General features: G+C 57.5%; 13 protein-coding genes and 3 pseudogenes. 6 read left to right on the top strand and 10 right to left on the bottom strand.

Annotated elements, in window-relative coordinates; translation table 11 throughout:
• Window positions 1-77 precede the first annotated feature (77 nt).
• From B0G57_RS30735 to B0G57_RS01295, 4 genes and pseudogenes are all read left to right on the top strand, one after another.
• Window positions 78-434 carry a hypothetical protein gene (locus tag B0G57_RS30735; protein ID WP_146013328.1) on the top strand — a complete coding sequence of 119 codons (357 nt, stop codon included), beginning with the start codon at window positions 78-80 and terminating at the stop codon, window positions 432-434.
• Window positions 435-672: 238 nt separating this feature from the next.
• Window positions 673-1184, top strand: a pseudogene (locus B0G57_RS31545) (tyrosine-type recombinase/integrase); the annotation flags it as partial.
• Between the two features lie 120 nt (window positions 1185-1304).
• Window positions 1305-1847 carry a hypothetical protein gene (locus tag B0G57_RS30740; RefSeq protein WP_146013327.1) on the top strand — a complete coding sequence of 181 codons (543 nt, stop codon included), beginning with the start codon at window positions 1305-1307 and terminating at the stop codon, window positions 1845-1847.
• Between the two features lie 442 nt (window positions 1848-2289).
• Entirely contained in the window at window positions 2290-3027 is a 738-nt protein-coding gene (locus B0G57_RS01295; RefSeq protein ID WP_018438753.1) for a hypothetical protein, read from the top strand.
• Between the two features lie 900 nt (window positions 3028-3927).
• Here B0G57_RS01295 and B0G57_RS01300 read toward each other — a convergent pair.
• From B0G57_RS01300 to B0G57_RS01315, 5 genes and pseudogenes are all read right to left on the bottom strand, one after another.
• A complete protein-coding gene (locus tag B0G57_RS01300) occupies window positions 3928-4245 on the bottom strand; it encodes a hypothetical protein (protein WP_018438754.1) in 318 nt (105 codons plus the stop codon).
• A gap of 23 nt (window positions 4246-4268) precedes the next feature.
• Window positions 4269-4463, bottom strand: coding sequence for a hypothetical protein (locus B0G57_RS01305; protein WP_018438755.1), 195 nt, complete (start codon window positions 4461-4463; stop codon window positions 4269-4271).
• Window positions 4464-4727: 264 nt separating this feature from the next.
• Window positions 4728-4976, bottom strand: coding sequence for a GlcG/HbpS family heme-binding protein (locus tag B0G57_RS32080; protein WP_324603235.1), 249 nt, complete (start codon window positions 4974-4976; stop codon window positions 4728-4730).
• Window positions 4954-5151 (bottom strand): annotated as a pseudogene (locus B0G57_RS32085) (GlcG/HbpS family heme-binding protein); the annotation flags it as partial. The gene B0G57_RS32080 and the pseudogene B0G57_RS32085, both read right to left, overlap by 23 nt.
• Window positions 5152-5176: 25 nt before the next feature.
• Window positions 5177-6190, bottom strand: coding sequence for a zinc-binding alcohol dehydrogenase family protein (locus tag B0G57_RS01315; RefSeq protein WP_018438756.1), 1014 nt, complete (start codon window positions 6188-6190; stop codon window positions 5177-5179).
• A 97-nt stretch (window positions 6191-6287) separates the two neighbouring features.
• On the opposite strand from B0G57_RS01315, the gene B0G57_RS01320 reads away from it, so the two are divergent.
• A complete protein-coding gene (locus B0G57_RS01320; RefSeq protein ID WP_020565981.1) occupies window positions 6288-7226 on the top strand; it encodes a LysR family transcriptional regulator in 939 nt (312 codons plus the stop codon).
• A gap of 248 nt (window positions 7227-7474) precedes the next feature.
• Window positions 7475-7846: a YciI family protein gene (locus B0G57_RS01325; RefSeq protein WP_018438758.1), complete on the top strand. Its 372-nt coding sequence runs from the start codon at window positions 7475-7477 to the stop codon at window positions 7844-7846.
• Window positions 7847-8192: 346 nt separating this feature from the next.
• On the opposite strand, the gene B0G57_RS01330 is transcribed toward B0G57_RS01325, so the two are convergent.
• From B0G57_RS01330 to B0G57_RS01340, 5 genes and pseudogenes are all read right to left on the bottom strand, one after another.
• The gene (locus B0G57_RS01330; RefSeq protein ID WP_018438759.1) at window positions 8193-8846 is read right to left on the bottom strand and encodes a glutathione S-transferase family protein; all 654 of its coding nucleotides are present in this window, start codon (window positions 8844-8846) and stop codon (window positions 8193-8195) included.
• Window positions 8847-9013: 167 nt separating this feature from the next.
• Window positions 9014-9522 (bottom strand): annotated as a pseudogene (locus tag B0G57_RS01335) (tyrosine-type recombinase/integrase); the annotation flags it as partial.
• A gap of 7 nt (window positions 9523-9529) precedes the next feature.
• Window positions 9530-10180, bottom strand: a complete 651-nt coding sequence (locus B0G57_RS30745; protein WP_146013326.1) for a hypothetical protein — start codon at window positions 10178-10180, stop codon at window positions 9530-9532.
• A gap of 299 nt (window positions 10181-10479) precedes the next feature.
• Entirely contained in the window at window positions 10480-11184 is a 705-nt protein-coding gene (locus B0G57_RS30750) for an SGNH/GDSL hydrolase family protein (RefSeq protein WP_146013325.1), read from the bottom strand.
• A gap of 25 nt (window positions 11185-11209) precedes the next feature.
• Entirely contained in the window at window positions 11210-12067 is an 858-nt protein-coding gene (locus tag B0G57_RS01340; RefSeq protein WP_104489560.1) for an MBL fold metallo-hydrolase, read from the bottom strand.
• Window positions 12068-12334: the final 267 nt, after the last annotated feature.

Here is a 12334-nt window from a genome sequence, read left to right on the forward strand (position 1 = left end):
ATTGCGAAGAGCAGTATAGCGACTTGATTCATCGAGATGTTCGTCCGTCAATCCTTACGGAAAGAGCGCGAGCCGACTTGGTCATTTATGAAAAGGTCAAAACGGGAAATGGCGATAGAGACCTCCGCCCGAAATTCATAATCGAAGTAAAGCGTGCATCCGCGCCAAAGGCGCAGATTGATGCCGACTTGAAACGCCTGATCGCGGTGCGAAAAGCCTGTCCTGATGTCAAGACATACCTTGTGATCGTTGCCGAAGCACATCGACCGTCTCGGTTCGTATCCGATGCGGGCGCGTCAATCACAAAGCGTCAAAGGCTTGATGGTGCTTCCGGGTATTTCAAGGTACGTCGAACCCTCAAGGCTGCGCACGCGTATACCCAGATCGAACGGTCGCAGTATGCGTGCCTCATCGAGGCATTCGCTGATGCGTAACCCTTCCGTCGAGAGGGGAGCTGCGCTTGTGGAACACCCCTGAACTCAAAAGTTGAACGTCCGCTTGGGAGAAAAGCAAAAGACCGGTTTGGGTCGATCTGCGACATCCGCCTCCAGCGACGACCGGCCAAGTTGAGCATCGGCCGGCACTTCGGGGCCGCCCTCGTGACTCCCACGCTCCCTGGCAACCGATGATCGAGCCGCTGGCGGGGGATTTAAAGGTCGCATATCGTCACGCGTGCGGTATCTGACCATGTTCAACCTCGCTATCGACAGCACGGTCAGGGCGTGCGATCTGACGACGCTGCGGGTGCGAGACGTCTGTCACGGGGAGCATATCGCCAGCCGCGCGACGATCATGCAGCAGAAAACGCAACGGCCGGTACAGTTCGAGATTACTGAGCAGACCCGCGACAGCGTGGCGGCATGGATAAGGCATGGGGGCTGCGCGCAACCGACTTCCTGTTCCCGAGCAGAATTCACGACTCTCCGCACTTGTCGACGCGACAATACGCCCGGCTGATTCATCGGTGGATCGCCTCAAGCGGCCTGGACGATACCGCTTACGGTACTCACGCGATGCGCCGGACCAAGGCGTCGCTGATCTAGCGTCGGACGAAGAACCTGCGCGCTGCCCAGTTATTGCTTGGCCACCCGGAACTGGAAAGTACAGTCCGCTACCGCGGCATCGAGGTAGATGACGCACTTGAAATGGCGAACAGACCGAAGCGTGGGATGCAGCCCGGTTAGCGAGGGGACTGACCGGCCAGAACAGATCATAGGCTGGCTACCGCTGAGTGTCCGCTGCCAGAAGGGAATCGGACGGGATTGGACCTACAATGACGGAACTCTGTTGATCGCCAACTGTGTATGAACCAGCTCATTGTCGGACTCAATTCTTGGATTATCCAAGATGGAAACTATGATGAATTTAGATGCGGCGATTCATGCAGGTTTGCACTGGAGTTTGGTAGTTTTTCGTTGACTTATTCTGATAAGACGGCAATGCAGCGCCAACACAAAGGGACTTCTAAATACGACGTAGTTGCGAGAGTTATTTTCTCGACGCCTCAAGTGTGGGTCATCGACTTCGGAGTCAAAGTTTTTTCCGAATCGAGACCACCAAGGTTTGCGACTGTCGGACAGTGGGTGCAGGGCGAAGTATGGATCGGTGTCGACCCTTATTTTTACAAAGAGCGTTTGCATCGAATGCCTGGTATGCCGGATCTCTTTGTCGATTGGCGGGTCGCTCGAATTCAGGTGGAAATCACGCCTTGGATCGAAAGCGCGCTAGGGGGAAGGACGCTACGAACGCGTGATAGGACACGCGAAGCATGGATCGACCGTACGGCGACAGATGCGTGGAACGATGACAGTGGTGGAGCCGACTATCTCCTGTCGCTGTCGCGATAGATGCCGGTTATGCGTTCAAAAGTGGACGCTCGGCCGTCATCTCTCAATGTCCGCAACGGGGTGGACTTCGGAAATTAGGCCGGCTCGGCGATGCGCGATAATCGACGAGCCTCGAACTTCCGGGACCCGCCATCAACAGACGTTGGCACCACATCTAGCGTGGACGTTCAAACGTCGGCTTCCGCCAACGCAGCAGACCGTCGCGCGCTGAGCCCGCCCATCGCGTTGTCAGTCATAACTGACACACAAAAGCACAACCGAAGGTTGGCGAACGTCCGCCATCGAGAATCTGATCGTTTTAGTTTGGATCCGGAGATCCATGCTGATATGATCTCGAAACCGCTGGTCGTGGCAAATAACGGGGTTTCTCAGGATTTGCTCACGAGATGCCCCCTCTATTATCGTCATGGCACATCCATCATCGATCCACCCCCGATATGAGTTGGAACCGTTTGAGAGTATCTTCTCGCAACGGGTGAAACAGATTCTTGAGCTTATCTGGGTGACGGATTCTGCGTTGAGAGGCGCAAACGGCGCTGCCCGTTTAGCGTCCGTGTTAAAACATCCTGCGGAGGCCGTTGAACGCGCTCGGGAGATGGAGAACTTGGCGGCAAGGGAGGTCTCAGGTGATTTCCCGCTCCTGCATAGTGCATCAACGGTACTTGTCTGGGGCGCGCTTGAAGCTGCTTTTCGCGATTTTCTGGTGCGCTGGTTTGTTGTTTATCCGTCCAGTCGAACAGCTTCGGAATTCAATAATGTGCGTGTTCGTATTTCGGAATACGAAGCGCTCAGTGGAGAGGATCGCATGCGCTATCTCGTCGGGCATCTCGAGCGGGAGTTCGCTGCGGCACTAAAACCGGGCGTGGGCAGGTTCGAATGCCTTCTAAAGCCATTTGGCATTTTTCCGAAAATCACCGACGCTCAACGGCGCACACTTTGCGAGCTGGCCGCTGTGCGTAACGTAATTGTTCATCGCGCGGGTATCGCTGATTCGCGGCTACTGGAGCTCTGCCCTTGGTTGGATATTGAGGTGGATCGCCATCTCGTTGTTGGTCGAAGAATGTTTCTCGGGTATGTTGAAGCCGCAAATGCATATGCAACCTCGCTGGTGAATGCGGCCAAGGCTGTCGCAGAGAGGATCAAGGACCTGGACCCTCCAGATTTTGGGCCGGCTGTTTAATTTCCCGTTCGAGACTGGGCGAGATGCCTTTGGGTGGAACGCGCATCTGCGGCGCTTGCTCACCGGCCTTGCCGTTCTGATCGGCAAGGCACCGTTTGGGCCCTTTCCAGACTGAACTTGCATGTCGAGGCGAACGACCGGTTGGCATCAGGTAACTGCCATCATGAAGGCGCGGGAGCGAGGGTCCGGAACGGACCGATCAGCGACATCAACTTCCGGACATGCGGGGCTTCTCACCGGGCAACCAACTCGGATACATGAGAGCTTTCGCCGAGGCGAGACCACACGGTACATTGTGCAGCAAGCTGCTGCACAATTGCCATAGTTCCACCTGTTGCATACTGCTCGTACAGCTGAAGGGCAACGGACAGAAGCCCCGCAAGCGTACTGATCCTCGATCACTTCGTGCCAAGTCCGACCGAGGTCACCCAAGCGGTCTCGGGAATTGGTGACCGCGCAGCCTTGTCGTTCATGCAAGCACGTGTCGATCCGCCATGGCTAGGAGTTGCATGATCGACCACGCTGCATCGCTGATTTCTCCAGCTCGACCGATGAAGCTCTGGAGCATCACATCGCAGCGAGGCTAACAACCCACGCCCGGTGGTATTTCTGGTGGTATCTCCGCCCGAAAAATCGTGCCGACCCGCTCCAGCCAAGCGATAGCAAGAACTTTCCCATTCCGGTCCCGGACCACTGGTATGTTCCGGCGCATGGAAGTGATGGCGGGCGCCGCTGCTCCGCTCGTGCGTCGCTCGAAGGTCGGGACGATACCGAGGAACACAACGCTGCCGCGAAGCCTCGAAATTTTGTTGCCGCCCGCGTCTTGACTCGAAAAACTCTCCGTCCGCTCGAAAAGAGCGCTCGCTTTTCGCAATCTTCGCTGGGACGATCGAAATATCGTTATTCGCCAGACCCACCGTCGCTCGGCTGTCCCTCGCCGGGCTGAAACGCCGCGGTGACCAACTCTTCGATTCGGTCGATGACAGCGGGCGGAAGGTAGTAGAACTGCTTGCGCTTTCCGGCCGACAGCTTCCCCTGATTCGAGCGGATCATCCAGATAAGCGCTGACAGGTCACTGCGGGGAATGTCGAATTCCGCTTCTACGTGCTGAAAGGCGCGATCGTATCCGCGCAGCCAAGCGAGCTCGCGCGGTATCTCATCTTCCACGGCGCGTTGAATCATGCTGTGCAGAAAGGAGACCTCGCGGCTCAGTTCCATAAATCGATAGGCTCGCCCGGAGTTTACACCTCATGCCTGAGCGCGAACTCGAGGTGACCGACGATGGAATCTTCGATGGCCACACCGCGTGGAAATAAGGCCTGGGTTGGCGTGTCGATCCGGCGATTGACTGAGCCGCTGATGGCCGCCGGGGTGCGCAATGGGCGCACACGCAGAGCAAGCAGCTCGACAAGGCGGGCGTAGCCGATTGTGACCATCGGGACTCGAAGTTCTTTTACGGGAATCGAAAATTTATACTAAACGCAGCACTTCAAGCCGATCGAATCGAAAAACCTTAACGCCAACCGTAGGTGGCCCATAGTCGAGCATCGTTTCCGCAACTCCCTGCCCGTCCCTTCGTAGACTGCACGTGGGTTGCAACAGTCTTGCACCAATCCCGAAAAGGATTTGCGGCTCCGGTCCCGGCACCAGAAATACGGTGAAATCTCGCCTAGCCAAGGCGATCGCTCATCGGCCAAGGCTTACTGGTTAAACCCGGCGTGGCGCAGCGCTTCCTCAGCGGCCTCGTGGTCTTGAGCCGATGTTCCGCCAGAAACACCGATGCCCCCGACTAGACGCCCTTCGTGAAAGATCGGTACGCCACCGCCGACCGGCGTCAGTCGCGGATGGTGCGAGCGGAGCAACGGCGGGCTCGGCCATGTACTGATTCCATTGGTGCGTGGACATGCCGAACGACGCGGCGGTCCATGCTTTATCGATGGCGACGTCAACAGTCAGGAACGGGGCGGTATCCGCCCGCTCGAACGCGCGCAAGTGACCGCCTGCATCGGTAATCGCGATGGTCGCGGCGAACCCTCGCGCGTCACACGCGCGGCGCGCTTCGGCCATCAATGCTTGTGCGGCTTCCAGACTGATCGTGGTCGTGCTGATGATTGGCGATGTCATGTTGATGCTCCTTGTCAAAAAGGGCTTAGTGGTTGGCGACGACGACCTTGCCGATCATGTTGCCGGCCTCGACCAACGCGTGCGCTTCGATGAGACTTGCGGCGTTGATGCCGTCAATGCGTCGGGTCAGGGTGTGCTTGAGGCGGCCCTGGTCAACCAGCTGCGCCGCGCGGCGCAGCAAGGCGTGTTGCTGTGCGATGGTGTCGGTGGTGAACATTGCGCGGGTGAACATCAGCTCCCAGTGAATCGAGATGGATTTCCCCTTGAACGGACCGATGTCCAGACCCACCGGGTCGTCGATGAGGGCAAACTGGCCTTCCGGGCACAGCGCGGCGGCGATCTGAGGCACGTAGGCGGCGCTGTTGTTCAACCCGGCAACGTGGGTGACGTGCTCGATGCCGAGCGCGGCCAGCTGGGCTCCCCAGGGCTGATGGTGATCCAGGACATAATGCGCGCCATGAGCCAGCACCCACTCGCGGGTTTCCGGGCGCGAGGCCGTGCCGATGACGGTCACACCTGTCAGCTCACGTGCCAGTTGGGTCAGAATCGAGCCGACGCCGCCCGCCGCTCCGATTACGAGCAGCACGTTGTTGTCGGTCGGATCCGCCGCTTGAACACGCAGACGGTCGAACAACAGCTCCCATGCGGTGATCGTGGTTAGCGGCAACGAAGCGGCTTCAGCGAAATCCAGTGAAGTCGGCATGGGGCCGACGATGCGTTCGTCGACGGCATGCAGTTCGCTGTTGCTGCCTGGCCGCTTAATGTCGCCGGCGTACCAGACACGGTCACCAGGCTTGAAGCGTGCGGCCAGCGGACCGGTCGCGCGGACGATTCCCGCCGCGTCCCAGCCGGCGATGCGCGCGCCGCCTTCCGGAATATCTCCGCCGCGCCGGATTTTGGTATCGACCGGGTTGACCGACACCGCTTTCACTTCCACCAGCAGATCGTGGTCGCGCAGTTCCGGCGTGGGCAGCTCGATGTCCTGCAGCGCCTGCGGGTGGCTGATGGGGTGGTTCTGATAGAAGCCGATCGCTTTCATACACGTGATCTCCAAAGGGGTATGGGACCATGTTATCTTTCACCGATATGCGGATAAATACCGGCAGAGACCAAACAATTTCTGCATTTCAATGAAAATGATCCGACTCGATGACGTTCAGATCTTCGTGCACACGGTGGACTACGGCAGCTTCTCGGAGGCGGCGCGCCAGTTGAATATCGCGCCCGCACATGCGAGTGCATCTGTGCAGCGGCTCGAGAAGGCGTTGGACACGCGCCTGTTCACGCGGTCTACGCGAAGCATGCAACTGTCGGAGGCCGGGGAGCGTTACCTGCCGCATGCACGGGTCATGATTGGCGCGCTGGAGCAGGGCGAGCAGGCCCTGGCAAGCGGCCGGGGGGCGTTGAATGGACCGCTGCGGCTGTCCGCTCCGTCTGACTTTGGTCGAAACCTGCTGTTGCCGTGGCTGGATGAATTTCAGCACCTGCACCCTGGCTTGTCGCTGCACGTCAAAATGAGCGACCGTGCGGCCGACCTGATCCGACAGCCGCTCGATGCAGTCGTGCGCTACGGAGCGCTGCCCGATTCGTCTCTTCTGGCTCTGAAACTGGTCGACAACAATCGACGCGCATTGTGTGCCGCGCCGTCATACCTCGAACGACATGGCGCACCGGTCAAAGTCGAGGACCTGCGGCGACACAACTGCCTCCGGTACGTCTGGAGCGAGCAGATACACGAACGGTGGCGCTTTACGCCGCCTGGTGGCGAACGCACTGTGGCAGTCACGGGCAATCGCATCAGCGACGATGCCGATGTCGTTCGGCGCTGGGCGATAGCCGGGGAAGGCATTGTCTACAAGTCGCGACTGGATCTCATCGACGATTTGAAGGCAGGCCGACTGGTGGAGTTATTTCCCCCAAAGTATTGCGAGCTCGCGCCGCTGCACTTGATTTGTGCTCACCGTGCGCAACTGTCGCCGGCGATTAACGCGTTGCATGCTTTCTTGCGGGAGCGCTGCGCTGCATTGCTTGCCAGTCATCCATCGGGGGGCACTGAGGCTGTACTCGCGATTTAAATGGCCGCCTCCAGGGCGCAACGGACGTCTGAATGTCAGAACCCCGTTGCCAGCGAAGGTCGTCTGTTGGTCGCACCTTGCCCCACGGTCGTGCGCGGCGATCGTGTCGGGCACGCATCTCATGCACGAGGCATGACCCGACCCAAAGCGGACTGGCTTGCGAGACACATCGCAAAACTTTCCCCGAGCATTGTCGATTTCCGATCATCAGCTTCGTCGTCAGTACATCCCCACCCAAAGGACCTCCCATGAAATACCTCGGCCTGGCCTACTTCACCCCCGAAAAAATCGCCGCGATGGCGTCAGACGACGTCAAGGAATTGGTGAGCCAATGCCCTGCATTGGACAAGAAGATGCGCGCTACCGGCAAGGTTCTGATTTCCGCGTCGCTTGGCGATCTGGACAACTGGAGGACGCTTCGCCCGCGCAGTGGCAAGACGCACGTCACCGACGGGCCTTACACCGAGTCCAAGGAAGTCGTGGGCGGCCTGTTCATCATCGAAGCGGATAGCCGTGACGAGGCATTGCGCATCGCGTCCATGCACCCGGCCGCCACGCTGGGCGAAGAAGTCGGATGGGCCGTCGAGCTTATCCCCATGGACTTCTACCTGGCCCGATAAGGGCCTGGACGCCTGTCTCAAGTTTGCGCTGGCGCTCCTTTCTTCACAAACACCTTCGCGGCTCCATGAGTCATCGCGGCGATGTCCCCTTCTGGCCCGCACCTTGACTCACGGTCGTGCGCGACGATCCTGTCGGGTGCGTGTCTCATGCAAAAGGCACAGCCCGACCGATTCTGCGAGGGAGCCTTCCGATGTATGGGCCACGATGGCCGACTAGCGTCCGACGACCGAGCGCGGTGAACTCCTCGGGCGCGATTCTGATCCAAACGGCATAATTCGACCCGAAGCGGTCTGTTGAACTTCTCAAAAGCGGTCGGTCACTCATCGGCGACGAGGCCACATTGTCTTACACCAATGGAGCTTCAAGCCCTTCCGTTTTGATCACGCGCTGGATCGCAGGTCGCGCTAGCATCCGTTGCAAGTACTGACCGAGCAGTGGCCATACGCGCGCGGGTTTCGTGAAACCCCTTGTCCACCGGCACAGCATGAACGCGTAGGGATCAAGGATCGTGTATTGCTCCCCCAGCAACCATGGGCCATCGCTCGATTGAAGTTGCGACTCCAACTGGTCAAGCAAGGTGCCGATCTTCGATTCAGCGTGAGTTTGCACTTGGTTAGCGCCCAGCGGGTTGTCGGCATCCACCCAACGCTCGGGATAAAAATAGACAATCAACGCCGTTTGCAGTGTATTCGTCAACCACATGAGCCACTTGTAAAACTCCGCACGTTCCGGCGTTGCCAGTGTGGGCGCCATCCCGCTTTCTGGATGTGTGTCGGCCAAATGCAGGCAAATGGCAGCCGTCTCATACAACACCATGTCGCCATCAACCAATACAGGAATCAATCCGTTGGGATTCAGTCGGAGATAGTCTGCCGACTTATGCTCATCTAGCGTGCGATCGACAAGCACTAGCCCGAAAGGCTCACCGATTTCTTCCAGAACGATGTGGGGGGCCATGCTTGCGTTGCTGGGGTAATAGAACAGTTTCTTGGTGGTCATGTTTAACGCCGATTGCTGGTGCCTGGATTGTCTTACGCATGATGACGCTGCGGTAATTCGCGTGCTCCCGTTGCGCAATACGCCGGGCAATTGTCGACGATCTACGCACCGGTGTCGACCGGCCGCTCTTGGCCGGTCAGCGTCCCCTCGCTAACCGGCCTGCCATCCTACACCTCGGTCTGTTCCGCCATTTCAAGTGCATCATCTACCTCGATGCCGAGGTAGCAGACCGTACTTCAAGTTTCGAGTGGCTTAGCAAAAACTGGACAGCCCGGAGGTTCTTGGTGCGACGATAGATCAACGACGCCTTGGTCCGACGCATCGTGTGGGTACCGTAGGCGGTGTCGTCCAGGCCGATTGAGGCGATCCACCGATGAACCAGCCGGGCGTATTGTCGCGTCGACAAGTGCGGAGAGTCGCGAACTCTGCTCTGGAACAGGAAGTCGGTTGGATGCAGCCCCGCATGCCTTATCCATGCCGCCACGCTGTCGCGGGTCTGCTCGGTAATCTCGAGCTGTACCGGCCGTTGCGTCTTCTGCTGCATGATCGTCGCGCGGATGGCGACGTGCTCCCCGTGACAGACGTCCCGCACCCGCAGCTTCGTCAGATCGCACGCCCGCAGCTTGCTGTCGATGGCGAGATTGAACATGGCCAGATCCCGCACGCGGGACGTTACGCCTCAGTCACGGAAGGCCAAAGATCAACCCTCGAATAGCGAAGTTTTCTGGCTGTGAGTCGAGTTCCATGTATCGTGAGACAACGTTGCCTCTACTGATGCCGGGATTTTTAGAAAGAAATAAATCGAGGTCTTTTTCGCTATGATTTGTGGAAAACAAGAGCCGAAAATTTCGGCCTTCACTAATCAAATACAGCTCGCCCAGATAAGCGATTTGTCCATTCTTGACTGAGAACCGATATATTGGTGCTTTGGTCACATTGAAATAAGCATTCCCTGAATGAGGGACGAAGTAGTACGTTCCGGCCGGAAGGCTTAGCGTTCTTAGGTTGCAGTGCTCACCATTGAAGTCGGACGGGAATGGATAGTCCAAGTTAATTAGCACTTGATCATATTTTTTTCGCGACTCCCCGTTGACTAGCCAGAGTGTGGTCGATACGACTGATCGTGTTTCACGAGCACATGTAGAAAAGAGAGCAATCCCCTTGTCATCAGGTGCATTGTTTATATTTGTTACATACCCTCGACCCGTGTGGGCGCAGCCGGAAAACATCAAGAGCAGGGATAGCACGAAGGCTACTATTGGTCTATTCCGCTCCACTTCGGGCCAAGCCTGACTGCTGACGGAGATCGACGCAATTCCAGGATTGTTTTTCATGAACATAAATTTACCCGTGCTTTTTGGGGTTGTTAGGTTAGTTAAATGAGTGAGACTGCAAATGCCCGAGACCCCTGTTTGATCGATGTCAATTAATTGCATCACAAATTAAAGATTGATTGTCAACTATCCAGAGGTTGATGTCGGTTGACCGCTCATGGCCGACTCCTACCTCATGCGGTCGGCAGAGCCGATCCTTAGCTGGCTTTTCGCAAACCTAAAACTACCGTTCGACGCGCAGTTGCACGCTTTCCGCTCTTGCAGCTTGGCGCTGCGTAGACACCGTCTCGTTGAGCTAATTATCGGCCGGCATGGCTTGCGGCCGTCCTACACACCTCATGGAGTAAATTCCGGTCGATCGTGCTCAAGGTATTTTCGGCTGACGTTTCGGGGACTGCCTCAATGTCGGCAAACGAAAAAAGGTGAGTGCACGCCACTAAATATGACCCTACCATCGATGGATGACTTCCATCAGGTTCATATAGGTCGATTTCAGGTCGGAGTCTGCGAAATTGATCCCAAGCCAGGCCAACTGGAATAACTCTGGCTCCGGTCGCTTCAGCCAAACCCCGAAACGCGGTAACAATATTTGCCTGCGACGCCGGATCATTCTTCCGAGCCCATGTCATATACAAATATGGCTTCGCACCAGCAACTTGAATCGCATCGACGAATCTTCGCACATGTTCTTGCATGCTTTTCAATGCACGGAGCGGTCGAGTGCTTTGGTCCTGCAACACGACCGCATGCCATCTCTGGGCAGTTAGACGCTTTTGAACTTCGCCTCGGTTCCAATGCGCCGCAAGAGATGCTCCGCCAAATGCGATCACATCTGTCTTCACCTGCATGCCGGCAAAGCTTGCCTCAATGAGGCTGGCAAGCATCGTCGGCATATCGTTTCTAGTTGTATAGCTATTGCCAACAAAGAGAACTCGAAACTCGCTGCTCATGGTGATGGGAGATAACGACTTGTCCGCCGATCGATGCGATGACTGCAACGGCATTTCAATGCTCCTCCACCTCGTCCCTTCAGCCTTTTCGCATGCGTGCTACCAACGCGAGCAAACGAGCACTCATTTCCTTGGCCGGCAAGTGCGCGAGCCAGCCGTGACCAGGAAGCAGCCATTCGAAACGATACGCGGCCAGCTTGCCGAGCGATTCGGTGAGCTCGGTCCATGAGTACCAGCACGCGTCCCTGAATGCGACGAGGTCCTGCTCGCGTGGGCTCCAGGCAAGCGAATCACCCGAGAAGAGCACGCGATCCTCAAGCAGGTACACAACGCTACCCCGAGTGTGCCCGGGCGCCGAGATTGCCCGCACGCCGGCCGTGATGCTCACTGCTGACCCGTCGTCGAGCAGATCCGTGGCATATGGGGCAGCCGACCTGTCCTCGCGGTGGATCCAGACACGAGCTCCGAACCGGCGCGCGTATTTTTCTGCGTCGGCGACGTCGTCACGATGCGACAGAAGGATATGCGCAATACCACCCGAAGCATCAAACCAATTCGCCAGTTCCGCGGCATACCTCGGTGAGTCGATTAGCAGATTGCCGTCCGGCCTCTCGGCAAAATAAGAATGTGCGCCAAACGACGACCGAGCGTTGAATCCGCAGCGCCACACACCCGATGTGATCTGCTGCGGAAAGATCGCGGCGTTCGGGCGAGGCTGCTTTACTTCGCTGCGTACCGATGCCGTAGGACATACCAACACCGCACGCCAGGCAGCAAGCTGCTCTTCCGGCGTGACGGGCTGCCGAACGAAGACACTCTTGTCGTTTCGTTCCTCAATGAGTCCAGGCGCGACGTGACGCGATGCACCGCAATTGATGCACGCTGTGTCGATGTACCACTCCCCTGGCACGGAGTCGGTATTGCGTGGTGGCTTCATTAGATGCTCGGGTCCTGAGAGCGCATGGCAACCTCACAGCTCCCATGATAGACCTTTCAACCGCCCAGACATGGCAGGAGCAAAACACGGAAGTCGGAGGCTCGAGCTTCGTACCGCTTTACCTCTTGACAGCGCTGGCCGGCTTCCGGGCGAAAGCCAGGACGGCGGGCGCCGGGACGTTGAACACGCCGTCGGACAGATACGGTGCCGCCCTTTCGGCAACCGACTTTTCAATTTTGCAGCAGGCCGTTGCACAATTGCCTTGGT

This window comes from Trinickia symbiotica, assembly GCF_002934455.1.
Lineage (GTDB): Bacteria > Pseudomonadota > Gammaproteobacteria > Burkholderiales > Burkholderiaceae > Trinickia > Trinickia symbiotica.